Source organism: Chryseobacterium phosphatilyticum, from assembly GCF_002899825.2.
GTDB classification, from domain to species: Bacteria; Bacteroidota; Bacteroidia; order Flavobacteriales; family Weeksellaceae; genus Chryseobacterium; species Chryseobacterium phosphatilyticum.
This window is the reverse complement of record NZ_PPED02000003.1, coordinates 527,563-552,297: the sequence shown is the minus strand read 5'-3', so window position 1 is coordinate 552,297 and position 24,735 is coordinate 527,563. Positions and strand designations below refer to the sequence as shown.

Sequence of the window (24,735 nt, the reverse complement as noted above, 5' to 3'; positions counted from 1 at the left end):
TGCCCCTCGAAACCCAACAACTCGCAACTAGTAACTCGCACCTCGCACCTCGAAACCCGAATCTCGAATCTCACCAACTCTTCGCCATTTCCAACTATAATTCGTAATTTTACCCCATGTTCGATTACAGATTAAAAGTATTTCATACGGTAGCATCGAGGTTAAGTTTTACAAAAGCTTCGGAAGAACTCCACATTTCCCAGCCGGCAGTTACAAAACATATCAAAGAAATTGAAAATCAGCTGGGCACTAAATTGTTTGACCGTAAGGGAACTTCTATTCAGCTAACCCAGGGTGGAAAGATTCTGTACGAATATGCAGAAAAAATACGAAACATCTACCGTGATCTTGAATTTGAAATCAGCCAGATCAATCAGCAACATAAGGGAAAGCTGATTATTGGAGCCAGTACAACGGTAGCACAATATATTCTTCCTGAAATATTAGCTAAATTCAATACTTACTATAAAGATATTAAAATTGAACTTCTTACCGGAAATACTGAAGCTATTTCAGCTCTTTTAAAAGAAGAAAAAATTGATCTTGGAATCATTGAAGGGGAATCTCAATCTTCTTATTTCAATTACAAAACTTTTAAGCCAGATGAAATTGTATTGACCGCAAAAGCAGACCATACCCTTGCTCATAAGACCTTACAGCTAAAAGATCTGTATGATATTGATCTGATATTCCGCGAACAAGGCTCTGGAACTCTGGAGTATATACAAAACCGGTTAAAGGAAAAGGAAGTTAACATCAATGAATTAAAAACAGTCATACAGCTTGGAAGCAGTGAAAGTATTAAAAATTACCTGCTCCACTCAGAGTGTATGGCTTTTCTTTCGATCAGCACAATCCTCAACGAACTTAAAAATAATGTACTGACTGTTATTGATATTAAAAACTTTAGTATTGAAAGAAACTTTCACTTCATTCTTCCGAAAGGGGAACAATCTGAATTGATAGAACTTTTTCTTCGATTCATTGATTAATCCTGTATTATATATTCTTTCATGCCCATATAAAACAGTATACTCAGCCCTCACCATTATAACTAAAAGTTATTCAATATAACAAAATACAATTTATTTCGTAATATTATATTGCCGAATTTTGACTTATAATTTAAAGTTCGCAATATGAAAGATCTCATTCGAAATGAAGCTGTACGAAAAGTCGTTTTTATGATACTGGCTGTTTTATGTCTAACTCCGCTTATATCTTCCCCGATAGCATTGGTTTTAGGTTTTGGACTTGCCGTTCTTATAGGAAATCCCTTTGAAAAAAATCTTCATCAATACATTCACCTGCTGTTACAAATTTCTATTGTAGGATTAGGCTTCGGATTAAAGCTCGATGAAGCTTTACATGCCGGAAAAACCGGATTAACATTAACTGTTGTGAGTATTGTAACGGTAATGGTTTTAGGATTTCTTTTAGGGAAATTATTTAAGCTGGAAAGACCTTTATCGTATCTTCTATCTGCAGGAACTGCCATTTGTGGGGGAAGCGCTATTGCTGCTGTAGCTCCGATTATTAAACCCAATACAAAACAGATTTCTCTGGCATTAGCCATTGTTTTTACCTTAAATTCTATTGCATTGTTTGTTTATCCTGCCATTGGTCATCTTCTGAATCTTTCGCAGGAACAATTTGGATTATGGTGTGCCGTAGGAATTCATGATACAAGTTCTGTAGTAGGGGCAGCCAGTAAATATGGAAATGAAGCATTAAAAACTGCTACCACAGTGAAATTGGCCCGCGCCTTATGGATTATTCCGGTCTCACTGATCACGATGTTTATCTTTAAAAACAAAGAATCAAAAATAAAAATCCCATGGTTTATAGGATATTTTATTCTGGCTATAGTATTAAATACCTATTTTCCCATTCTTGACGGTTTCAGTACTTCAATCACTGCTATCGCAAAATCGGGTTTAAATCTTACCTTATTTTTCATCGGCTCTACTCTTTCGATTCAAACATTGAAAACAATAGGATTAAAGCCTTTGCTTATGGCAGTATTGCTTTGGGTAACTATAAGTGTTGGCAGCCTGGTGTACATCATTCACTAAAAGCAGCGGGACCCTTTTGAAATCAAAAGGGTCCCGCTTATTAAATGTGGAAATGTTTATTTCATGTAAAATAGTTTCTTAGATCTCTCCGCAAGTATAAACCTGAGGACATCCAATATATTGCACACAATACCATGGACCTGTTACAGAGCCTGAACAGCTGCATCCGCAAAGTGATAAATCAGGATTTCCACTCACTCCTCCGGAGATGTTCTTAAGATCTGCTTTTCTTAATTTTTTAGCATTTTTAATACGATTCATGTGATTTAGTTTTAATTAAACAATATAGTTTTAGTTACTTCCCAAAGTTAAACAAATATTAAATATTCGCAACATATTTTACAACAAAATTTAATAATACATTGATTTAAACCTTATTAATATGTTCAAAATCCGGAGAAACCTCATTTATTTATTAAACAAGTAATTTATTCAATGAATTTCATGGCTTTATTACAGATTTCAGAAAACCTTATCTGTGACTGAAAATGCCATCGTTATTTCCCGGGCATCATCTTAATGAGTAATAAAAATAATACCTTTTGATTTCTCAAAAGGTATTATTAAATAGTTATACTTTCCGTTAGCAGGTCATCACCTGCAGGCATCTTTTATATTTCACACAGTATGACGGGCCTGTTACTGCACCTGTACAACTGCATCCACAAAGAGATAAATCCGGGTTACCGCTTATCCCTCCGATAATATCTTTGAGGTTCTCCCGTTCGAGCTTCTTAGCATTTTTTAAAATTTTTTGTGACATAATGATTTGATTTTAGTTAAAATAATTTAGTTCGTCTCTTTTCAAAAGTAACAAAATAATACCTTTTTAAAATAACAAAAAAAGTTAATTAACTAAAATTCTGACTTTTAAAGAAATGAAAAAGAAACAATTATTCGGTAAACTCAAGATCTCTATCATGTGTTTCTGAGATGGTAAGGGCAGAATAAAAGGCCAACCCAAATACAACTATTCCAACAATGGCAGCACTCTCCACTACAGAAAAACTACCTTTAAGAGAGTCAAAAGCCAGAATCATAACAGGTACCAGACCTCTTACCATATTTGGAACGGTCGTTGTCGCCGTATTCCTGATATTAGTTCCGAACTGTTCTGCTGCAAGGGTAACAAACATGGCCCAATATCCGGTTCCAAAACCCAACCATACACAAAATAAGTAATATTTAGTTTCTGTGTCTGTATTGCCAAAGAGCATTATGGCTACCCCCACCAAAGTGAATATTAACATATAAAATATGGCCATTTTACGGGATTTCAAAGCATGAGAAATAAAACCACTCATCAAATCACCCACAGAAATCCCTATATAAGCCCACATTATAGCTTTTCCGGGATTAAGGTCTTTTATTCCAAACTCGGAGGCAAACTGATTCGCCAAAACAGCAAGAATACCGATACAATACCAGGTAGGCAATCCTACCGCAATGCATTTTAAGTATCTGATCAACCTGTCTTTATTCGTGAAAAAGGATAGAAAATTCCCTTTAGAAACATTTTTATGCACAATGTTTTTATAGATTCCGGATTCCGAGACGCTTATTCTTAGCAACAGGAGTAAGATTCCCATTACTCCTCCAATGATGTACGATATATTCCATCCTCCTGCCAATTCTACAGTAAGTTGTGCTACTACTGCCCCCATTAATCCAAAACCAGCTACTACAGATGTCCCAATGGCTCTTAAACTCTTTGGCAGACTTTCAGAAACCAATGTAATTCCCGCTCCGAGCTCACCAGCTAGTCCAATACCGGCAATGAATCTTAGGGCGGCATATTGATATACTAAATGCTCTTTGGGAAAATAAGGAAGGAATCCACACGCAATATTGGCTAAAGAATACACTAAAATCGACCCGAACAATACGGATAGCCTGCCTTTCTTGTCTCCAAAAATCCCCCAGAAAACGCCTCCAATAAGGAGCCCAATCATCTGACAATTCAGAATAAAGGTTCCATCAGCATCCGGATTAAGACCTAAGGCCTTTAAGCTTGGAATTCTTACAATCCCAAACAATAAAAGGTCATAGATATCGACAAAGTAGCCTAAGGCAGAAATAATAACGGGAATAGAGAAAATGTACTTCAGTTTTGAAGACATGGACAGTTCTTGCATTTTTAAGTTTTGATAAAAATAAAAAACCTTTCAATTTCTTGAAAGGTTTTTATAAAATATCTTTGTCTGATTATTATCTTGCAATATTCACAGCTCTCGTTTCTCTGATTACTGTTACTTTCACTTGTCCCGGATAAGTCAGTTCATTCTGGATCTTTTCAGAGATGTCATAAGAAAGCTGAGACGCTACTTCGTCATTTACTTTCCCGCTCTCTACCATTACTCTTAATTCTCTACCCGCCTGGATTGCGTAAGCACTGGATACTCCATCGAAGCTTAATGCAGCAGATTCAAGGTCTTTCAGTCTTTGGATGTAAGATTCCAGTACTTGTCTTCTTGCTCCCGGTCTTGCTCCTGAGATGGCATCGGCAACCTGAATGATCGGAGATAATAATGACTTCATTTCAATTTCGTCGTGGTGAGCTCCGATAGCATTTACTACTTCAGGATTTTCACCATATTTCTCAGCCCATTGCATTCCTAATAAAGCGTGAGGTAATTCAGATTCCTGTTCAGGAACTTTACCGATATCGTGTAACAGACCTGCTCTCTTGGCTAATTTTACGTTTAATCCCAATTCAGCAGCCATAGTTGCAGCAATATTAGCGACTTCTCTTGAGTGCTGTAACAAGTTTTGTCCGTAAGAAGAACGGTATTTCATTCTACCTACGATCTTAATCAATTCAGGGTGTAATCCGTGGATTCCTAAATCAATAATGGTTCTTTTCCCCACTTCAATGATCTCCTCTTCGATTTGTTTTCTTGTTTTTTCAACAACTTCTTCAATTCTCGCCGGGTGAATTCTACCATCTGTAACCAATCTGTGTAAAGATAATCTTGCGATCTCTCTTCTTACAGGATCGAAACATGAAAGAAGAATAGCTTCCGGAGTATCATCAACGATAATCTCTACTCCTGTTACCGCTTCTAAAGCACGGATATTTCTACCTTCTCTACCAATAATTCTACCTTTTACCTCATCAGATTCGATGTTGAAAACAGACACTGAATTTTCGATAGCCTGCTCGGTTCCGATTCTCTGGATCGTTTGGATAACGATTTTTCTGGCTTCATTTTTCGCATTCATCTGAGCTTCTTCCATGATACTCTGAACATGTGCCTGAGCTCTTGTTTTTGCTTCAGCTCTCATGGTTTCTACCAATTCTGCCTTAGCTTCATCTGCAGTATAATTAGAAATTTTTTCAAGTATTTCTACTTTCTTAGCGGTTGCTGTATCTAATTCCTGTTGTTTTCTTTCCAGAATTTCATTCTTCTTAGAATAATCTGCAATCTGCTTATCTAAATCCTTTTCAAGCTTTCCTACTTTACTAAGCTCATCATTAAGCTTATGTTCTTTATCCTTCGTTCTTTTTTCTACCTCCTGCATTTTCTTTTCGCGGGACTGGATATCAGAATCGTGCTGAGATTTTAGTTCAAGAAACTTTTCTTTTGCCTGAAGGTTCTTTTCTTTCTTTATGGATTCAGCTTGTACGTTAGCTTTTTCTATAAGGTTTTCGGCGTTTTTCTTTGCATCATCTATAATAAATTTTGCCTTAGTATTCAAAGAGCTTTTGGAGAAAATCATTCCCACTGCGGCTCCGATTACTAAACAAATAACACCGACTATAACTTCTATCATAATGTATATTGAGTTTTAATTGTATTCATATCCTTTAAAATAAAAAAGCCCACAACAATTCAGAGATTGAGAGTAAACTCCTAATCAACACGATTTGAACTGATTTCCATTATCTGTAATCCGGAAATCCGGCACGCCATTTAATGGACATTCGTTCGGCAATTGTTTAGCGTTGAGTTTACCTTTAATGTGTTAGAATTATTGTAGGCAGTCTTTTTCCGGGAAAAAAAATCTATTTCCCGATTTCATTCAACGTTTGATTAATTTGTGTTAATCTTTCGTTGGTAGAATTAATATTTTTTTCGTAGTTAAGAGAGACCACTTCAGCGTTGGTTCCCAACTTCAGGGCACACATGGCTAACGCATCCTGTTTATCTCTAACATCGAAGTTTTGTTCAAAATCTTTAATCATATTTTCGATCTGCTTCCCGACTTTACGCAAAGTTTCTTCCTCTGCTGCCGGTACGTTCAGCGGATATACCCTTCCTGCAATGTTTATGGTTATTCTCCTTACCTCCATTATAGTCCACTGTTTTGAAGCTGAGCAATACAGAAATCAATTTCCTTCACCAATCTGTTGATATGATTTTTCATTAACCTATTGTGTTCAGGATTCCCTGATATTGCTGAATAAAGCTTTATATTTTTTTGTTCTTCTGCTAATACCTGATTTCTTCGTCTCTCCTCATCATACTTCTTCTTCAAGTCTTCATGCTCAGCACTTAATTCTGTTAATCTTTCAGTAAGATTTTTATAATTCTTTTGAAGAGCCAAAATCTTTCTCTCTAATTCTGAAAAATTGTTTTCTAAATCTTGAAGCATTTCAGGTTGTATATTCTAACTTGAAGCAAAAATAAAAAAATAATAACACTAACAAAAATAAAACCCACTATATTTTGGTCTCTCCACAAAAAAGGAGATGCAAAAGCATCTCCTGTATATTTTCAATAGGATATTTTTTATTCAAATTTCAGAACAAACATAATCGCTCTTGTCTGTAATGTAGAGATTGCAGAAGCCCAATATGGAGGTGTAGTAGCATTATCCGCCACTTTCTCATTGTTCATGAAGAATGTTCCTCTGATTCCCGGAGTCAGTTTGAATTTATTAAAGTAAAATTGAATGCCCATTTCCGCAGACCACGCAAAATTGTGTGTTGTAGATCTGAAAATACTTTGCATATTATCATCGCTGGAAGATGCATTAGACTGCAAATTCACAATATAGTTTACCCCTGCTGCGACATAAGGCCTTGAATTGTACCATCTTTGCCCATGAAGTTCCAGCATTACAGGAATATCTACCAATGTAGATTTAATTTCTCTTACTTTATCTTTTTCCTGTAAAGGGATCGGCATGAAGGGAGGATTAGTTAAAGATCCACCTGCATAGATGTCATTTGATTGCGTATTAAAAGTCAACTGTCTTTGAGCAAACTGTAAACCGGGTTCTAATCTTACATCCAGATAGTCATTCAGTCTCCATTTTGCGATAAGTCCCGCACCGAAACTGTAACTTTCTTTAGAGGTAACAAGATTTTGGTTTTCATTCATACCATACCTCGGATGCAGTACAATGCGGTAGTCTAGTCTGTTCCCGTTCAAATAAAACCCCCAACTGAATTTCTGTTCGTCGAAATCTTCCAACTTATCCATTCTGTTTCGGGTTCTAAATTGCGCGTTTGCAAAAACGGCAACATTTACTGAGGTCAAAACCAGTGCTTTTAATAGAAATTTATTCATAGGTTACTTTGTTGCTTTATAAATTGTGGCTATCCCTAAACTTAGTTTTTTATATTCAACTTTCTTAAATCCCGTATCTAAAAGAATTTGCTTCATCTTCTCCCCAAAAGGAAAAGCATTTACAGAATCCGGAAGGTATGTATATGCCCTATTATCTTTAGAAACCAGCCTGCCTATGGCAGGTAATATATTTTTGAAATAAAACATATAAAATGGTCCCATAAACCCCTCAACCTTTGAAAACTCCAGTATATAAACACTCTTGTTATCTTTCACTACTCTTCTTAACTCTGCCAAACCTTTCGTAAGGTTTTCAAAATTCCTTACTCCAAATGCAACGGAAACAGCATCAAATCTATTGTCCTCGAAAGGTAAATTTTCTGCATCTCCTTTTTGCATGGAAATTTTGCCGTCTAATTTAAGTTTTTTTATTTTAATAACGCCAACATTGAGCATTTGTTGTGATAAATCTAAACCAACTACTTTTGAACCGGTTCCTTTTTCGATGGTAATAGCCAGATCTCCCGTTCCAGTAGCCACATCCAGCACTTCCTGCGGGTCATCATTTTTCATCCATCTCACCAGTTTATTTCTCCATAAAACATCAATTTTCATGGATAAAACATGGTTCAAAAGGTCATACTTCGGTGCAATATTGTCGAACATATCCTCTACCTGGCTTTTTTTTGTAGCCTCTGAATTGTAGGGAGTAACTTTGGTGATATCTTTTGTCAAAACTTAAAACTTGTAATATTCTTTGTAATAATTTAGGTAATCCTGCTTTCTGAAAACTTTAGATCTCGATTCCACTTTCTGGATATTCTTGATCACTTTATCATAGTCTTCATCCACATTGTAATAAAAATCTTCTGTGTAAAGCTTATTGAAACGCTTTGCTCCTCCGACATAATCTTTTCCATCAATAACGGTCTTATCTAAAGACATCAACAATGAGTCTTTTTTAAGATTATAGCCGTAGTACTGTTCATTCACATAGTAATCCTGATGGGCAATGTTGAGCAAACCGCGAAGTTTATTCACTTCAAATGCTGAATCGTAAAGCATTTTTTTATTTTGGTCAAAAACCTGAATAGAGTTTTTCCCCTTCTTCAGATCCACATGCACATACTGCCCCGCTGAAATGATTCCCTCGGAACCATTATTGATTTTAAAATAATACGTATTCGGGGTAGGATTATCTACAACATAATAATTCTTCTTGGCTAAAAAAAGGAAGTAGATCCCAAAGGCAACGATAAACGCCACAGCTGCAATAAGTAAGCCTTTTAAGGATGAGTTGTTTTTCATAGATTGTAAAGTACAATTTTTGCAAATTTAATAATATTTTTAATTCTCCGTTATTAATATTAATTATTAACTTTGCATCTTTAAAAAAATCATATAAACGAATGCCGAATACGATCATTATTGGCTCTGGATCTTACATTCCGAACAGAGTTATTGGTAGAGATTATTTCATGAATTCTGAGTTTTACACAGAAGACGGAGTAAAGATTGAAAAGCCTGTGGAAGAGACCATTGCGAAGTTTGTAGAAATTACAGAAATCGAGAACAGGAGATTTATTGAGGATGATCTTTCCAATTCACAAATCGGATATGAAGCCGCTAAAATTGCCCTTGAAGACGCAAAAGTAGACGGCGAAGAGCTGGATTATATCATTTACGCAAGTAATTTCGGGGAAGTTACAGAGAATGGATATGCAGATTTCATGCCTACAATGGCTGCCAGAGTAAAGAACAAGCTTGGCATCAAGAATAGAAAATGTGTAACGTATGACATGATTTTCGGATGTCCGGGATGGGTGGAAGGTATGATTTTAGCAGATAATCTGATTAAAGCTAAGGTAGCTAAAACCATTCTTATCATAGGAGCTGAGACCTTAAGCCGTGTAACAGATCCACATGACAGAAACAGAATGATCTTTGCTGACGGAGCAGGAGCTGTAGTGGTGAAAGCAACTGATGAAGAAAACGTAGGAGTTATTGCACACAATACGATCTGTGATAATGGCCCGGAATTAAACTATCTGGAAAACGCTCCCTCTATCAATCAGGAAGTTGACCAAAAACGTCTTTATGTAAGAATGCTCGGAAGAAAAATTTATGAGTATGCGCTTAAAAATGTTCCTGTAGCCATTAAAGATACCATTACAGACGCAGGGCTTTCTATTGAAGATATCGACAAAATTTTAATTCACCAGGCTAATGCTAAAATGGATTATGCGATGATTGAAAGACTTCACAGGCTTTATGATGTGAAAGAATATGATCATGCTATCTCTCCTATGACGATCCAGGATCTTGGAAACACCTCTGTAGCAACCATTCCTACAATGTATGATTTAATAATTAAAGGAAAAATGGAGGGTCAATCGTTTAAAGATAATGGTAACATTGTGATGACTTCGGTAGGTGCCGGAATGAACATTAATGCTATCGTTTACAGATTTCCTAAAAAGTAATATTTAAACCATTAAAAATATAAAAGCACAAGGGAAATCTTCTTTGTGCTTTTTTTACATCAGATTATGCAAAAGAATCTTTTAATCATTGCCGGAATCTTTCTGTTTTTGGAGATTTACATTTATCAGGCCGTAAGAACGCTGACCGATAATTTTTGGCTGAGAATCGGCTATTGTGTGGTATCTTTAATCATTTATGGAATTTTTGCCTATGAAGTAACCCATTATCAGAGATCAGACCGCAGTATGGTGAGAGCCCAGATCATGATTTCTTTGTTTCTGGTATTTATACTGCCTAAAGTTTTTGTGGTCTTCTTTCTATTAATCGACGACATTTTCAGAATCGGAAGCTATGCCGTTGGATTTACGAACTCCGCAGACCATTTCTTTCCGGAGAGAAGAAAATTCCTGAGTCTTATGGGAATGGGAATGGGTGGTGTGCTTTCCGTTTTATTTATTGACGGAATAACATTCGGAAAATACCGTCACAAAGTAAGAAGGATAAAAGTAAAACTGGCTAATCTTCCAAAGAGCTTCCAGGGCTACAAAATCATACAGATCTCTGATGTGCATAGCGGAAGCTTTTCCGATCCGGGCAAGCTGCAGCATGCTATTGATCTGATCAACGAGCAGCAGCCTGATCTGGTTTTATTTACCGGAGATATGGTGAATAACGTTGCTGATGAATTCAAACCTTTTATTCCTTTATTTTCAAAGATAAAAGCTAAGGATGGCAAGTTTGCGGTCTTAGGAAACCATGACTACGGAGACTATGTAACATGGGCTTCTCCTGATGCTAAAAAACAAAACCTTGATACTCTTATCGATTATGAAAAACAAGCTGGTTTTGATATGTTGATGAACGAACACAGAGTCATTGAGAAAAATGGTGAAAAGCTCTATATTCTTGGTGTTGAAAACTGGGGATTAAAACCTTTCCCTCAGTTTGGTAAAATTGATGATGCTTTGAAAGGGGTTCCTGAATCAGCACCTAAGATCCTGATGAGCCACGACCCTACTCACTTTGATTATGTGGTAAAAAAACACCCGGGAAACATCCACTTGACACTTTCAGGGCATACCCACGGAATGCAGTTCGGATTAGATCTTAAAAATATAAAATGGTCGCCAGTTCAGTATCGCTACCCAAAGTGGGCTGATTTGTATGAGAGTGAGGGAAAAATGCTCTATGTCAACAGAGGCTTTGGAGTTCTGGGATATCCGGGAAGAGTTGGAGTATTGCCGGAGATTACGCTTTTTGAATTGAGTTAAGCGGGATACGGGGTGCGAGGTTCGGGGTGCGAGTTACTAGTTGCGAGTTGTTGGGTTTCGAGTTACGTGTTACACACAACATTAAATATTAAACCTTGAATTCTCTGCCTAATCCCTGCAATCTAATATCTAACACCTATCACCTAAAAAATATAATCTTTCATGCGGGAAGTAGCCATTTCCCTGTCATTGATAAAAGTAAGGAGGGCATCTAATTTGTCCTCCATTTTTTTGCCTGAAAATAGGGTTCTGTAAAAAGGAATATCAAAACGATATCTTTTAAAGTCTGTAAACTGCCATGTATTAAGATAAATCAGAACGAACTCTTCATTCTGCAATGTTTCCAGCATCATATTCTGATAATACTTCATGGGCAAAATCTGAAATGTAAAATCATTGTATGGCAATTGGCTGTAAGGAGAAATACTTTCCGGCACAATACTTAAACCGTCTTCCTCCGTTATTTCAGTATCTCTTTTCAATCGTTTGAAGGGAAAAAGAATATTGGCATTATCAATATTGGAAACATAATTAAACTCCAGAAGCTTCAAGCTTTCCTGAGGAATTTTAACATCTTTCTGACGAATCCCCCTGATTTGTTTCCCAAGAAAATCCTGAATATTCTTCTTGGCATTTTCGATTTCCTGAAGATTTGAACCTTTATTATAAAAAGCAATTTCATGCCCTTTGGATGAAATTGCTTTTATAAGATTTTGCAGTTTTTCGGTAAGGGAAACCTCAACAAAAAAACTTGCCTTTATATCATGAACATCTAAAATTCTAAGAATCGCTTTTGTATTCTCTTCTGTGATTTTTAATCTTTCTTCATCCGTAATTTTAGAGCTGTGTTTTACTTCAGCGTCTATATTTATTATGTTGAAAGTCAATAAAATCATTTAAATTTAATTTTAGATAAAAGTTATAATATATTAAAAATCAGAAGTTAAAATAAAACTTAATTAAAGTTTTACTTTACATTATTAATTCTTAGCTAATTTCACCTTTAGATTTTTGATCATGTCTTTTGTCATTTCAGAAATTCCGAAATCATAAGACAGTCCCCAGTCTTTTTTCGCTACAGAATCGTCAATGGAAGCCGGCCACGAATCTGCAATTGCCTGTCTGAAATCCGGGTTATAATCAATAGTAAAATCAGGAATTTCTTTCTTGATTTCTTCTGCAAGTTCTGCCGGAGTAAATGACATTCCACCTAAATTATAAGACGAACGAACGGTTACACTTTCTTTAGGAGCATCCATTAATTTCAAGGTTGCATTGATAGCATCGTCCATGTACAACATCGGCATTCCCGTGTTTTCAGAAATGAAACTTGTATATTTTCCCTCCTCTATTGCTTTGTAAAAAATCTCAACAGCATAGTCGGTTGTACCACCACCTGCCGGAGTCTTCCATGAGATTAATCCGGGATATCTGATACTTCTTACATCCACTCCATGCTTATCGAAATAATACTCGCACCATTTTTCACCTGCCATTTTTGAGATCCCATATACGGTGGTAGGATTCAGAACTACATCCTGCCCAACCTCATGTTTTGGAATTCCTTTTCCAAATACAGCGATAGAACTTGGCCAGAAGATCTTTTTAAGAAGCCCTTCTTTTGCCATTTCACAAAAATGAAGGAGAGGCTCGAGATTTAATTTCCATGCAAAAATTGGCTGCTTTTCAGATGTTCCGGATAAAAGCGAGGCTAAGTGATACACGGTAGTAATATCATAGTCTTTAATCACCTGTCTTACCAGTTGGGTATTGGTAACATCCATTCTTTCATAATGCCCGGCAGAGGTAATACCCTCCTGCCATCTGTCCAGCCCTGAAGCCACAACATTTTCTGCTCCGTGAATTTCAACAAGTCTATTTGTAAGTTCGGTGCCGATTTGCCCCAAGGCGCCTGTAATCAGTATTCTTTCCGTATAGGATTCCATTTTTCAGATTTTTTTAGAATTGTACAAAAGTAAAAAAAACATGTTAACCATAATAAAAAAGGTGTATTTAAAAATACACCAATGATTTCCTGTAGGAAATTATTTTAAAAATTGAGTTAAAATGAGAGTTATTACATTACAATTTAAATCCAATGACAATATCCCTAATATCTATAAAATTAATTATAAATTGCTATTATTCAATATCATCACTTCACCTACCTAAAAACTCAGGTTCAATCTTACAAACAGAAACCTTCCGTTCATTCCAAACTGAGAAACATTCCTGGAATATATAAACTGATCCTGATAAGAAAGATCTACCTGTGAAGAATTTACATAAACCAAATTTCCCGAAGTATCTAAAGATGGTGTTTTTACATTTTGTGCCCCAAAATTCTTATCTGGATAAATATCAAATAAATTATTCGCTCCAATAGTTACCCGAAGTTCTTTTGTAAATTTATATCCAACAGAAAGATCGGTAATCACCTTCGCACCCCAAACCGGATGCTCGGTAGCGACGGCTTGTCCATTGATGATATTTCCACTCACGATTCCATCTCCATTTACATCCGCTGTATTGGGATCGGTAACCTTTCCAAAATACACATTCCTTAACAGGATACTGAAATTATTAAACTCCAAAGAATTGTTAAGTGAAGCTTTAAATCGCGGCACTGCTTCCTCAAGATACACACGGCTGGTCTCGGAATAATAACGGTTAACCTGCCCGGCATTTATCAAAATATCCGACCCATGAATATCTCCTACTCTATTAGTTTTAGATACCGTTACTGCTAAATCAGAGTTCAGAGATACTTTTTCAGAAGCTTTAAACCTGTGAGAAACCACTCCTTCGATTCCTTTCGTCTGAGTATCAATAGCATTCGCAAAAAACGTAGCAGCATTAGCATTTGCCCGGTCAAAGCCTTGCTGAAGATTATATTCAGGACTTCCGGCCGGAAAAGCTCCTACCGGTCTTGAAAACTGATCTGTCAATACCACTCTGTTTTTTATTTTAATATAATATCCATCTACCGTAAATGTCAGGTTAGCCTGTGGAATTTTCGCCGTAAAACCTACTGAAAAACTCTTCGACTCCTCTTGTTTCAGTTGTGGAATTCCTAAAATCTGCGCTACATTAGAATCATTAGAAAAGGTCCCAACCTCATAAGCTGTTCCACCAACAAATTGAGTGGCTGTTGCATTAAAGTAAATCTGCTGCAAAGAAGGAGCCCTGAATCCGGTAGAATGAGCAGCCCTGATATTAATATTATTCGTCAGTTTATATCGGGTTGCTACTTTATAATTAAATGTAGAACCAAAATCTGAATAATTCTCATATCTCAATGCTGCACTGACTAACCACTGGTCGGTCACATCTAATTCTGTATCAAGATAAGCTGCTACAGAGCTTCTTCCTTTTTTCAATGCATTCTCCGGCCTGAATCCCGGAAACACCTGCGCCCCTCCAGGCCTTGTTGCTCCCATAAAATCAGTAGGCTTCAAAGAAGCAGGAGTATCTAGCGCTTGTATGTTTCCATTGACATCATATGTCGCCCATGAAGCTTCTTCCCCATTTTCTATTTTATACCTTTCTATCCGCACTTCTCCACCAAAAGCCAGATTGAAACCTTTCAGCCAATCAAACCTGGTATCAAAATCTGCATTGATTGTATTTTGAAGGAATCCCAGACCTCCTGCCCTGAATTCACTTTTCTTTGAACCCAGCATCGAAGTATTGGCTGTATTTTTTATCGTATAATCGAAAGTATTTTGTCCAAAGGTGTTACTAATATCATACCCTATTCTTCCTATTTTCCCTTTAAAACCGGCTGCTAATGAAAGATCAATGACATCAGACGCAATTTCCGGAAGAAAACCACTCGGATAAAGCGAAGTAGGTGTCCGGCTCTGATTGGGCCTTCTGTAAAATCCTGCAGCATTTCCCTGTCTGTAAGAAATGCCTCCAAAAGCATATCCACGAACAGAGGGCGAAATATCAAATTCAGAATTCATAAAAAACTGCCCCGACCCCAACTTCGACTGCCCCACTCTCATATTAAAATCATTTCTTTCAAGCCCTCTGTAAGCTAATTCATTACCTGTAACATCCGCTTTTAAAATCGACTGTAATTGAGAGATTGTGCCGGCATTTTGTATACTTGCTAACATCGCAGGACTGAAATAATTTACATAGGGAGCATATTGATGAATGTAGTTAATGATCTGCTGAGTATTGGAGGTATTATTAATATTCCCAAACAAAGAATTGATATCGACCCCGTTTTCAAGAGCTCGTTGTTCAATCGCGTTATAAGCATTAAAAATATCTCCACTAGCTGTTCCTGCTCTTCCTGTAGCTCCTCTGTTCAGAAAACTCGCTGTAAAATTCAGAAACCCCGTTGCTCCTAATTTTGCACCGTAATTTAAATCCACCTGATATTTTCCTCCGTCCCAACCACCACGGTGATCATTAGCCCCTTTTGAATTGAACCCGCCAGCAGTAATTGCTGCTGTAAGATTATTGGTGTTTTTCTTCATGATAACATTGATCACTCCAGCTATGGCATCAGATCCGTATTGGGCAGAGGCACCATCTCGCAATACTTCCAATCTTTCAATAGCAAAAGCAGGAATCGCATTAAGGTCTGTTCCCACTGAACCTCTCCCTGGCGAACCATTGATATTGACCAGCGATGAAGTGTGTCTTCTTTTTCCGTTCAGCAATACAAGTACCTGATCCGGCCCTAACCCTCTCAACTGCGCCGGATCCACATGATCCGTTCCATCCGCAACAGTTGTAGAATTGGAAGTAAAAGAAGGAGCGGCGTAATTTAAAATCTGATTAAGATCCATTTGTGGGCTAAGAACAGATTGAGACCCGATATTGATGACATCAACAGGGACGGGTGTATCAGTTGCTACTCTGTTTTTATTTCTTGAACCCACAGTAATCTTAACTTCATCTACTGTTTTCACTTTTATTGTATCACCTGTTTGAGCATATACATGAGCTGAAACAAAGAATAACACCCCTAAAGAAGTAATTTTTTGGTATTTCTTTTTCATTTTGTATTTTTTAAACATATCAAATAATACCATAAAAATATAAATATTATTAATTAAATTAGAATTTAAATTAACAACAAATCAACAAAAAGCAATATATTCTAAATTAAAATCAATTTAACTTAAATTTTAATACAATTTATATGAAATAAAAAAAAATTTACAGCCCTCTCTATTTACCATTGTAGATAAAAGCCTGGCATGAAAATATTTTGCTATTTTAAATAGAAGAAAAAACAAAAAAAATATTCATTAGAATAATCACCAACAACGGTTTACATAAAAATCAATAATTTTGCTATAAAGAAAACAATCCTATGAAGAAGATATTAATTGCTTCGATCCTTTTATTTAGCCAACTAAGCTTAGCTCAGTTTACAGGTTTCAATATTGTAAAGGAAGTACAGATAAAAAATAAAGGCGTAGTGGTATCCGCCCACCCGCTAGCCAGTGAAGCAGGTGCTAAAGTACTAAGAATGGGAGGAAATGCTTATGACGCCGTTACCGCTACCCAGTACGCTCTGGCTGTTGTATATCCGCAAGCGGGAAACATTGGCGGTGGCGGATTTTTAGTAGGTGTTAAAAATAACGGTGAAAAATTCACATTGGATTACAGAGAAACAGCTCCTAAAAAAGCATCCAGAGATATGTATCTGGACAAAAGTGGAAAAGCCAGCACAGATCTTTCTCAAAATGGCAGATTGGCAGTAGGAATCCCCGGAAGTGTTGCCGGTTTTTTTGCAACCTTGAAGTATTGCAAATTACCAATGGAGAAGATTATTCAGCCCGCTATTGATCTGGCAGAGCAAGGATTTGCCATCACAGATAAGGAAGCTGATATGCTCAATAGCCAAAGAGAAAAATTCCAGAAGCACAATACATCTTCTATTATTTTTGTAAAAGATACCCCATGGAAGGCCGGTGATATTTTGGTTCAGAAAGATCTGGCAGAAACATTAAAACTGATACAAAAATCAGGAGCCAAAGGCTTCTATGAAGGAAAAACGGCAGAACTTCTTGTTGCTGAAATGAAGAGAGGAAACGGAATTATCACACTGGAAGATCTTAAAAACTATAAGGTTGCAGAAAGAAAAGCCTTAGAATTTGATTATAAAGGAAGTCATGTTGTTTCTATGCCTTTACCTTCAAGTGGCGGACTTCTTCTTGCTCAGATGCTTAGAATGGCAAGTTTTGAAAATCTTGAAAAATATCAGCAAAATTCTACAAAAGCTGTTCAAATCATGACCGAAGCGGAAAGAAGAGCTTTTGCAGACCGAGCTGAATATATGGGTGATCCTGATTTCATTCAGGATAAAACACCTTATCTTATCTCTGACGAGTATCTAAAAAAAAGATGGAAAAGCTTCAGCTTTGATAAAGCAACGCCAAGTTCTGAAGTAGGTAAAATTATCCCTCAACCTAAAGAATCTATGCAGACCACTCATATTTCTGTACTTGATAAAGATGGAAATGCAGCTTCTGTTACCACTACTCTTAACGGATATTACGGAAGTAAGGTTCTTGTTTCCGGAGCCGGGTTCTTTCTAAATAATGAAATGGATGATTTTTCTATCAAACCCGGAGTACCGAATATGTTTGGCGCAGTAGGAGGAGAAGCCAATGCCATTCAACCCAACAAAAGGATGCTTTCATCGATGACCCCTACAATTCTGCTTAAAAACGGAAAACCATATATGGTAGTAGGAACACCGGGAGGAACTACAATTCCAACTTCAGTCTACCAGTCTATTGTTAATGTGGTTGATTTTAAGCTCAATGCCAACATTTCAGTAAACGCCCCTAAGTTTCACCATCAATGGCTTCCCGAAACCATATCAGTAGAAAACAACTTTCCGGAAAGCACAATTTCTGAACTGAAAAGCAAAAATTATGTGATTGAAAAAGTAAAATATATTGGAAAAACAGAAATGATCGTTATCGATGACAATGGTAATATCCATGCTGTAGCAGATGGTCGCGGAGATGATTCTGTTGCGGTTGAGTAATATGATCAATAATAAAATATACGCACTAACATTTTGTTTCGGCGGGTCTTTCAGCCCCGCCGAAACAATTTCATGACAGATGTCATGTTTTTATAAAAAATTCATACTTTCGCACTTTCAGAAATTTAAAATTATTTTCAATTGAAAGCGAAAAAAATATATCAGCAACTTTATTTTCAGGTAATAATAGCCATCGTTGCAGGGATTCTTATGGGAGAATTTTATCCTGAACTCGGAGAAAAGATGAAACCCCTGGGAGATGGTTTTATCAAACTGGTAAAAATGATCATTGCTCCGGTTATTTTCATTACCCTTACTTTGGGAATCGCCCATATGACTGATCTCAAAAAAGTGGGAAGGATTGCTATAAAGGCAATGATTTACTTTTTTACATTTTCAACATTAGCACTCATCATCGGCTTATTGGTAGGGAATGTGCTGCAGCCCGGTCATGGTCTGAACATTGATCCCGCCAGTCTTTCGGGTGATGTATCACAATATCAGGCGAAAGCTCATGAGTCTACACTTACAGGTTTTATTATGAATATCATTCCTGAAACGTTATTTAGCCCATTGGTAGGAGAAAATATACTTCAGGTCCTTCTTGTTGCCATTTTAATGGGGATTGCCTTGGTACTAACTAAGGAAAAAAGCCAGAGAGTTACTGATTTTCTTCAGGATCTGTCCACCCCGGTGTTTAAAATTGTCCATATGCTTATGAAACTTGCTCCTATAGGTGCCTTTGGGGCAATGGCATTTACTATAGGAAAATATGGGCTTCATTCTGTATTGAACCTGATATTTCTGGTAGGCACCTTCTACATCACCTCAACACTTTTTGTTATTATCGTTTTAGGAGCTGTAGCGTGGTATAATGGTTTTAATATTTTTAAATTATTATTCTATCTTAAGGAAGAACTTCTTTTGGTATTAGGAACCAGTTCTTCGGAGTCAGCATTGCCAGGAATTATGGAGAAAATGGAAAAAGCAGGTTGCTCACGAGCGATAGTAGGTCTTGTCGTTCCTACCGGATACTCTTTTAACCTTGATGGAACCAATATTTACATGACATTGGCTTCATTATTTATCGCTCAGGCTTTAAACATTCATCTTCCACTTGAAAAGCAGCTGATGTTACTATTGGTGGCTATGTTAAGTTCCAAAGGCGCTGCAGGTGTTACAGGTGCAGGATTTGTCACCTTAGCTGCAACACTGGCAGTCGTTCCTGAAATCCCTATAGCAGGTATGACCTTAATTCTAGGAATCGATAAATTTATGAGCGAATGCAGAGCGCTTACGAATGTTATAGGTAATTCGGTAGCTACGGTGGTGGTTGCCAACTGGGAGAAACAGCTTGACAAGGAACAGTTTCTGTATTGTTTAAATCATCCACAGGAAATTGAAAAAAAACTGGAAGTGTAAACGCAGTATAAATTATAGTTTATGTAGCATAAAAAAAATCCGGAGTTTATCAGATGATAAACTCCGGATTTTTTAATAGTTTAATTTGAAGATTGAAACTTATCTTTTTTCTATTTTCTTCATTATTTTATTATTGTTATCGGATATAACAATAAAATATACTCCTTTCGGCAGGTCCGATACATCATAGGATTCTTTACCAGCTTCAAAAGTTTTTATATGTTTACCAGACATATCGACAACGCTAACCCTTGTATTGTTTTTACTGTATGATATCGGAAGATCTATTTTAAATGATTCCCTTACAGGGTTTGGATAAACAAGCAGATTGTCTTCCCTAGTCTTTGCTTCGGATACACTTAAAGTACCTGCTGTAACACTAATATCATCAATACTCCACTGAGCTCCATCGGTGCCAATATAATTAAAAGCAAGCTTTACATTACTCTGCCCTATTAAGGAAGTTAGAGGAACAGTAATATTGTAGGTTGCAAATCCTGCCGGTGTGGGTACTGTGATACTATTCTCACTCCAGATTTGTGTCCATGTCGTGCCATTATCTATTGAAACCTTGACAACAGTATCATAGTTGTTGTTAGGAGTTATAGCCCAATAAGGGTTAAAATTAGACTTAAAGGCTAAGACAGGGCTGGTAGCACCTACCAAACTAAATGCCGGAGAAATTAATTTTTCATCCTGGCTTACAAGAGCAGGGTCATAAGCGACACTTGCTGACCTTGTACCTGCAACAGGGGAAGTAGTAAGTGGGGACCATGTAAATGCAGGATTTGTTGATTGAACAGTCCATCCTGCAGGAGGAAATGTTGCAGATTCAAAATTCTCGGTAATAAGCTGGCTTTTTATTGCAATACAGCAAATAAAAAGCATTAAAAAAAAGTAATGTTTTTTCATAGGAAATGTTTTATTAATAAAAATATAACCATTTCGCAATAAAAACAATATAAATAGAAATTTTCAATAAAAACAACGTTTGTATTTTAAATTATAAATAATAAAATACTTAATACAAGTAAAATATCAATAATTCAAAATAAGGACATATCTGTTAAAACTGCATTATTGGGAATTTAGCAACCAGCAATTTTTTGAGAATAAGAAATAAGGATATGTGATGCAAAACAGGTGCCCTGGGTTTTCCTTCGTATTTTTAAAATAGGCCGGATTTAAACTAAAATATTAAGGCTTGCAGGCTGCACTTTGACGTGTACAGGAGATTCTATCTTATTAAACTCCCCATCAAGGTGCCAATTTTTTGTATTGACTTTAAATGCTATTTCAGACACAGGAAGATAAGTTACATATTCATCATCTTTCAGTCTTTTAGTAAACATTCTGAATGCAAACAAAGCAGAATAAGTAATTGGAAACTTTTTCACAAGTACCATGTCGACCAAACCATCACTTTTACTTGCTTTGGGAGCGATATAGGCATTATTTCCAAACTGACGGGTATTGGCAATATTCAGCATCAGGTATTTACCATTATACTGCTGATATTCTTTATCAAAAAATTTCACCTTGATCGGTTTATAATTGAAAAAGGTCTTTAGAGAAACTTTAATATAGTTTTTGAATCCGCGGCTGGTTTTCTCAAACTCCTTAACCACTTTACCATCAAATCCGGTTCCTGATACATTGATCGAAAGCCTGTCGTTTACAGTAAAGGTGTCAATTTTTCTGGATTTTTTAGCTTTTATTTTTTCTAATAATTCATCCAGGTTTTTATTAAACCGGGTCTCATTAGAAAATCCATTTCCGGAACCAGCAGGAAAAATCGCGAGTATTTTTTCAGTATTAATCAGATTTTTAGCTACTGTAGAAATCGTACCATCTCCTCCAATCGCCACAAAAATATCTACTTTATCAAAATAAGTCTGAATAAATTCGTCTGTTCCCGCAATAGATTCGGAGATATAATATGACGGATTATCAACCTTTTTTTTCAGTTCATTCAAAAACGGCTGATAATTTTTTTTGGCCGAAAAGGGATTGATGATAAAAGCTACTTTTTTCATTACCGCAAAAATAAAAAATGCTTCCTGAACCGGAAGCATTTATTTACTTAATTTTCATTCTTTCTTTAAATTCTGTGTTTAATGTACCTTTTAGCTCTTCCCAGGAAACAGGAACTGTAATATCTCCGGCAGCAAAAGCTGCAATTTCATAGGGACTGTAATGGAAATACAGATTTTTATCATCAAAATAGAAGTTATCAATTGCAGGAATTTTATCAACCAGCAGCATTTCAGAGTTCTTTACCTCTCCGTTTTCATCTGTTGTTCCGCTATTTATTTTATTGATATTTTTCATCAATAAAGCCTCTATCTTACTTTTAGGCATTGACGTAATATCTTTCAACTCCAGTTTCTTATTATTTTTAAGGTCAAAAACTTTCTCCGAATATCCATACTCATCGTGTGCACCGCCTATATAAGCACTGGTTCCATATTGAATATGCATATAACCATTGCTATTCGATTTCAGATTCATATCCGAGTTTGAAAACCAGGTTTGTGCGCTTGTAATATCAGAAACCCAGTCTTTATTATCATTTTTTACGGAATTGAAATAGTCTTTTTTCTGATTTTCAAGAAAAGCCTGAAGACCTGCTTTAGAATAATCTTTGATTCTGGGATCGTAAGAATAAATACTATCCAATAGTATTTTGTTTTTTAAAGAAGGAAACACCAGTACTTTTGAAGTAAAAGAAAGTGTCAGGAAGTTGTTGACCTTTGTAGAATCATTCACTTTTACTGAATCTACTACAAACTCTTCAGATGTTTTATTTTCCGTTTTTTCTGTCTTTGTAACAGGTGGTATTTCCTTCTTACAGGAAGTAAATACGAAGAATGATGATAAAGTTAAAACAGCAAAAATATTTTTCATAATTATAATTTTAAATAGTAAATACAAAAACCATTCAAAAAATGAATGGTTTTAAAAATATTCCTATAAAGATACAAATTTATGAAATTATGACCTTTAAGGCTTTTTGACCAAACTAATAACCTGATTTTCGCTTTTTGAGGCTACCTCCCAGATTTGCCTGAACGCAGGATAATAATCTTTAGGGTAATCTGCACTGGATACTTTTGTAGTAGAAATCACCTCAAGCTTATTCCCTTTAAGTACAGAAACATAGCTATACTCTATTTCCTTATCTTCTGTGACAATCTTTTTATTCTTAGGCATCTCTTCAACAGTATACCCATCAGGAATTTCAAGAATTACCTTTTTTACTTTTGTAGTAGGTGCTCCAAAATCGATCATGTATTTTCTTTCTTCCGTCTGATCAAACTCATTAGCAGTTTTACTTAAAAATAACATCGGATTGATGATAATTTTTTTACCGATTTTATCAATCAGGTTATTGGAAGAAAATTTCATTGTACTTTCGAAATCACCATTTTCCACAACTTTAGTATCAATTCCGGTAAAGTCTATTGAATAATTCTCTTTATACCGTTTTTTGTATTTCTCAGGATTCTCATCATAGTTATCTTTTACAAACATGGCAAAAGCTCCGGTATCCCGGTCCGAATACGTTCCGGAAATGCTACCATCATCGTTGATTTTTGCTTCTGCAGTCAGGAAAGTATTGCTTGGATGTGTATTGGTCATCTGAATTTGTACAGCTTTATTTTTTGTTAATAAAATTCCGTACTGATTCCAGTCTCTGAGAGGAAGTTCATCTAAAGAAGATTGTTTTGAAGTGGCATCATACATATGTAATTTATCGTCCAAATCTACCGCTGCTAATACGAAATTCATATTGGAAACATTAGGAGACACAAGATTAATCATCCCGTTACTCACTGTAGAAATAAGCAGTGGATCAGCTTTAATCCCTGCCTCACGAAGGAGCATAACAAGAAATAGATTAATTTCTGCCGCATTGCCTACCTTTGTTTCCAGTAGCTTTTTGATACCATCCTCTGTATAAATACCTCTGTCTTTATTCCAAATAAACGTTTTCTGAACATAAGCGAAAACCGCATTGGCTTTTTCAAGATCGGTTTTCATTTCCAAAACACCAGCAGGCATATTCTCCCTGGCAAGCCTTGTCTTTTTAAGTTCACCACCAAATTCCTCATCTTCAGTAAGTCTTTTATTAATCTGGTCCCATGAAGAGGAATACAACTTAAGATCTTTAAAATTGGTAGAATGAAGCTCCGCACTGATTTTTGTCCGGTGATTTCTGTCATTTTGTACAAATTTCTCCGTTTTAAAACCTTTTACATTATCATACCCGAATCTATAGACCCTATATTGATAACCAAACATACTTTTCTCCTTAACTTCTTTGTATTTTGGAGATAGGTTTCCTGTGTAATTTATATTATAAGAAATATTAGCAGGTGAATCCAGTGCATATTCCGTATAAAGAGACGGGGTATCTGTTTCTATTAAAACTTCGGGAATGGCAAATAAAAAAGGAGATACGATTTCGTACTGGTACTCTAATACCGAGCCATTTTTCACATTAGGAAAAGCAAATTTGGTAACAGATACATTTTTACTTTCCTTACTTTTATACTGTGAGCTTTTTTCTACTTTAGTGGGAATTGCAACTCCATTTTCAAGATTATAGGTAAAAGCTTTAAACTTACCCAATGATTCCCGGTCCGTTTTATTACTATAAAGTGGAATTTCAAGATTCAACCAATCTTCAGCTTTATCTTTATCATAAATTTTAACCCTGTAAAAGAATTTTTTATGCAATTCTCCTGTGTTGCTATCTACCGTAAAATGTACGGATTTATATAAAATTTCGGCCGATGCACTTTCATCTATTAATGACTTTACTTTGGAAAGGTCAGTTTCATCAAATTTCGGAGGGCTTAGAAACTCATATTTTTGAGCATTAATCAAGACCACATTCGCAGAACAAAGTACGATCAGTAATATTTTCCTCATCA

General features: G+C 36.1%; 22 protein-coding genes. 6 read left to right on the top strand and 16 right to left on the bottom strand.

What is annotated here, in order from left to right:
* The first annotated feature begins 116 nt into the window (after window positions 1-116).
* A complete protein-coding gene (locus C1631_RS14400; RefSeq protein ID WP_103248917.1) occupies window positions 117-992 on the top strand; it encodes a LysR substrate-binding domain-containing protein in 876 nt (291 codons plus the stop codon).
* Between the two features lie 147 nt (window positions 993-1,139).
* Window positions 1,140-2,075, top strand: a complete 936-nt coding sequence (locus C1631_RS14395; RefSeq protein ID WP_103248918.1) for a YeiH family protein — start codon at window positions 1,140-1,142, stop codon at window positions 2,073-2,075.
* 78 nt (window positions 2,076-2,153) lie between these two features.
* Here the strand turns inward: C1631_RS14395 and C1631_RS14390 are convergent, their stop codons facing one another.
* The 9 genes from C1631_RS14390 to C1631_RS14350 form a co-directional block, all read right to left on the bottom strand.
* Entirely contained in the window at window positions 2,154-2,336 is a 183-nt protein-coding gene (locus C1631_RS14390; RefSeq protein WP_103248919.1) for a hypothetical protein, read from the bottom strand.
* Window positions 2,337-2,658: 322 nt separating this feature from the next.
* Window positions 2,659-2,838 (bottom strand): hypothetical protein, encoded by a 180-nt coding sequence (locus C1631_RS14385; protein WP_103248920.1) that lies wholly within the window; start codon window positions 2,836-2,838, stop codon window positions 2,659-2,661.
* A 130-nt stretch (window positions 2,839-2,968) separates the two neighbouring features.
* Window positions 2,969-4,210, bottom strand: a complete 1,242-nt coding sequence (locus C1631_RS14380; RefSeq protein WP_109712921.1) for an MFS transporter — start codon at window positions 4,208-4,210, stop codon at window positions 2,969-2,971.
* A 73-nt stretch (window positions 4,211-4,283) separates the two neighbouring features.
* Complete coding sequence (gene rny / locus C1631_RS14375) at window positions 4,284-5,849, bottom strand: ribonuclease Y (RefSeq protein ID WP_185144671.1); 1,566 nt, start codon at window positions 5,847-5,849, stop codon at window positions 4,284-4,286.
* 232 nt (window positions 5,850-6,081) lie between these two features.
* Complete coding sequence (locus C1631_RS14370) at window positions 6,082-6,369, bottom strand: cell division protein ZapA (RefSeq protein WP_103249320.1); 288 nt, start codon at window positions 6,367-6,369, stop codon at window positions 6,082-6,084.
* Entirely contained in the window at window positions 6,369-6,671 is a 303-nt protein-coding gene (locus C1631_RS14365) for a hypothetical protein (protein ID WP_103249319.1), read from the bottom strand. Before C1631_RS14365 ends, C1631_RS14370 begins: the two co-directional genes overlap by 1 nt.
* Before the next feature lie 137 nt (window positions 6,672-6,808).
* Entirely contained in the window at window positions 6,809-7,591 is a 783-nt protein-coding gene (porT, locus tag C1631_RS14360; RefSeq protein ID WP_109712917.1) for a type IX secretion/gliding motility protein PorT/SprT, read from the bottom strand.
* Window positions 7,592-7,594: 3 nt separating this feature from the next.
* Window positions 7,595-8,326 (bottom strand): bifunctional demethylmenaquinone methyltransferase/2-methoxy-6-polyprenyl-1,4-benzoquinol methylase UbiE, encoded by a 732-nt coding sequence (gene ubiE / locus C1631_RS14355; RefSeq protein ID WP_109712915.1) that lies wholly within the window; start codon window positions 8,324-8,326, stop codon window positions 7,595-7,597.
* A gap of 3 nt (window positions 8,327-8,329) precedes the next feature.
* The gene (locus C1631_RS14350) at window positions 8,330-8,899 is read right to left on the bottom strand and encodes a hypothetical protein (protein ID WP_109712913.1); all 570 of its coding nucleotides are present in this window, start codon (window positions 8,897-8,899) and stop codon (window positions 8,330-8,332) included.
* A gap of 101 nt (window positions 8,900-9,000) precedes the next feature.
* On the opposite strand from C1631_RS14350, the gene C1631_RS14345 reads away from it, so the two are divergent.
* Entirely contained in the window at window positions 9,001-10,074 is a 1,074-nt protein-coding gene (locus tag C1631_RS14345; protein WP_103250133.1) for a 3-oxoacyl-ACP synthase III family protein, read from the top strand.
* Between the two features lie 66 nt (window positions 10,075-10,140).
* A complete protein-coding gene (locus tag C1631_RS14340; RefSeq protein ID WP_109712911.1) occupies window positions 10,141-11,346 on the top strand; it encodes a metallophosphoesterase in 1,206 nt (401 codons plus the stop codon).
* Between the two features lie 143 nt (window positions 11,347-11,489).
* Here the strand turns inward: C1631_RS14340 and C1631_RS14335 are convergent, their stop codons facing one another.
* The 3 genes from C1631_RS14335 to C1631_RS14325 form a co-directional block, all read right to left on the bottom strand.
* Window positions 11,490-12,242 (bottom strand): polysaccharide deacetylase family protein, encoded by a 753-nt coding sequence (locus tag C1631_RS14335; protein ID WP_109712909.1) that lies wholly within the window; start codon window positions 12,240-12,242, stop codon window positions 11,490-11,492.
* 84 nt (window positions 12,243-12,326) lie between these two features.
* Complete coding sequence (locus C1631_RS14330) at window positions 12,327-13,292, bottom strand: NAD-dependent epimerase/dehydratase family protein (RefSeq protein ID WP_109712907.1); 966 nt, start codon at window positions 13,290-13,292, stop codon at window positions 12,327-12,329.
* 222 nt (window positions 13,293-13,514) lie between these two features.
* Complete coding sequence (locus C1631_RS14325; protein ID WP_109713323.1) at window positions 13,515-16,367, bottom strand: TonB-dependent receptor plug domain-containing protein; 2,853 nt, start codon at window positions 16,365-16,367, stop codon at window positions 13,515-13,517.
* A gap of 317 nt (window positions 16,368-16,684) precedes the next feature.
* Here C1631_RS14325 and ggt point away from each other — a divergent pair, with 317 nt between their 5' ends.
* Complete coding sequence (gene ggt, locus C1631_RS14320) at window positions 16,685-18,373, top strand: gamma-glutamyltransferase (protein ID WP_109712905.1); 1,689 nt, start codon at window positions 16,685-16,687, stop codon at window positions 18,371-18,373.
* Between the two features lie 141 nt (window positions 18,374-18,514).
* Window positions 18,515-19,795, top strand: coding sequence for a dicarboxylate/amino acid:cation symporter (locus C1631_RS14315; protein WP_109712903.1), 1,281 nt, complete (start codon window positions 18,515-18,517; stop codon window positions 19,793-19,795).
* A gap of 99 nt (window positions 19,796-19,894) precedes the next feature.
* Here C1631_RS14315 and C1631_RS14310 read toward each other — a convergent pair whose 3' ends face one another.
* The 4 genes from C1631_RS14310 to C1631_RS14295 all read right to left on the bottom strand — a co-directional run bounded on the left by C1631_RS14310 (window position 19,895) and on the right by C1631_RS14295 (window position 24,733).
* Window positions 19,895-20,707 carry a T9SS-dependent choice-of-anchor J family protein gene (locus C1631_RS14310; protein ID WP_103249212.1) on the bottom strand — a complete coding sequence of 271 codons (813 nt, stop codon included), beginning with the start codon at window positions 20,705-20,707 and terminating at the stop codon, window positions 19,895-19,897.
* Between the two features lie 272 nt (window positions 20,708-20,979).
* Complete coding sequence (locus tag C1631_RS14305; protein ID WP_109713321.1) at window positions 20,980-21,831, bottom strand: diacylglycerol/lipid kinase family protein; 852 nt, start codon at window positions 21,829-21,831, stop codon at window positions 20,980-20,982.
* 43 nt (window positions 21,832-21,874) lie between these two features.
* Window positions 21,875-22,702 carry an RsiV family protein gene (locus C1631_RS14300; RefSeq protein WP_109712901.1) on the bottom strand — a complete coding sequence of 276 codons (828 nt, stop codon included), beginning with the start codon at window positions 22,700-22,702 and terminating at the stop codon, window positions 21,875-21,877.
* Window positions 22,703-22,798: 96 nt separating this feature from the next.
* Window positions 22,799-24,733: a transglutaminase family protein gene (locus C1631_RS14295; protein WP_109712899.1), complete on the bottom strand. Its 1,935-nt coding sequence runs from the start codon at window positions 24,731-24,733 to the stop codon at window positions 22,799-22,801.
* Between the last annotated feature and the right edge of the window lie 2 nt (window positions 24,734-24,735).

What these genes read in the sequence shown, in the direction of transcription:
- C1631_RS14385 (WP_103248920.1), bottom strand. Translation starts at nt 2,838, where the DNA reads ATGTCACAAAAAATTTTAAAAAATGCTAAGAAGCTCGAACGGGAGAAC.
- C1631_RS14295 (WP_109712899.1), bottom strand. Translation starts at nt 24,733, where the DNA reads ATGAGGAAAATATTACTGATCGTACTTTGTTCTGCGAATGTGGTCTTG.
- C1631_RS14340 (WP_109712911.1), top strand. Translation starts at nt 10,141, where the DNA reads ATGCAAAAGAATCTTTTAATCATTGCCGGAATCTTTCTGTTTTTGGAG.
- C1631_RS14300 (WP_109712901.1), bottom strand. Translation starts at nt 22,702, where the DNA reads ATGAAAAATATTTTTGCTGTTTTAACTTTATCATCATTCTTCGTATTT.
- C1631_RS14350 (WP_109712913.1), bottom strand. Translation starts at nt 8,899, where the DNA reads ATGAAAAACAACTCATCCTTAAAAGGCTTACTTATTGCAGCTGTGGCG.
- C1631_RS14400 (WP_103248917.1), top strand. Translation starts at nt 117, where the DNA reads ATGTTCGATTACAGATTAAAAGTATTTCATACGGTAGCATCGAGGTTA.
- C1631_RS14330 (WP_109712907.1), bottom strand. Translation starts at nt 13,292, where the DNA reads ATGGAATCCTATACGGAAAGAATACTGATTACAGGCGCCTTGGGGCAA.
- C1631_RS14380 (WP_109712921.1), bottom strand. Translation starts at nt 4,210, where the DNA reads ATGCAAGAACTGTCCATGTCTTCAAAACTGAAGTACATTTTCTCTATT.
- rny (WP_185144671.1), bottom strand. Translation starts at nt 5,849, where the DNA reads ATGATAGAAGTTATAGTCGGTGTTATTTGTTTAGTAATCGGAGCCGCA.
- C1631_RS14370 (WP_103249320.1), bottom strand. Translation starts at nt 6,369, where the DNA reads ATGGAGGTAAGGAGAATAACCATAAACATTGCAGGAAGGGTATATCCG.
- C1631_RS14365 (WP_103249319.1), bottom strand. Translation starts at nt 6,671, where the DNA reads ATGCTTCAAGATTTAGAAAACAATTTTTCAGAATTAGAGAGAAAGATT.
- C1631_RS14335 (WP_109712909.1), bottom strand. Translation starts at nt 12,242, where the DNA reads ATGATTTTATTGACTTTCAACATAATAAATATAGACGCTGAAGTAAAA.
- porT (WP_109712917.1), bottom strand. Translation starts at nt 7,591, where the DNA reads ATGAATAAATTTCTATTAAAAGCACTGGTTTTGACCTCAGTAAATGTT.
- C1631_RS14305 (WP_109713321.1), bottom strand. Translation starts at nt 21,831, where the DNA reads ATGAAAAAAGTAGCTTTTATCATCAATCCCTTTTCGGCCAAAAAAAAT.
- C1631_RS14395 (WP_103248918.1), top strand. Translation starts at nt 1,140, where the DNA reads ATGAAAGATCTCATTCGAAATGAAGCTGTACGAAAAGTCGTTTTTATG.
- C1631_RS14390 (WP_103248919.1), bottom strand. Translation starts at nt 2,336, where the DNA reads ATGAATCGTATTAAAAATGCTAAAAAATTAAGAAAAGCAGATCTTAAG.
- C1631_RS14325 (WP_109713323.1), bottom strand. Translation starts at nt 16,367, where the DNA reads ATGAAAAAGAAATACCAAAAAATTACTTCTTTAGGGGTGTTATTCTTT.
- C1631_RS14310 (WP_103249212.1), bottom strand. Translation starts at nt 20,707, where the DNA reads ATGAAAAAACATTACTTTTTTTTAATGCTTTTTATTTGCTGTATTGCA.
- ggt (WP_109712905.1), top strand. Translation starts at nt 16,685, where the DNA reads ATGAAGAAGATATTAATTGCTTCGATCCTTTTATTTAGCCAACTAAGC.
- C1631_RS14345 (WP_103250133.1), top strand. Translation starts at nt 9,001, where the DNA reads ATGCCGAATACGATCATTATTGGCTCTGGATCTTACATTCCGAACAGA.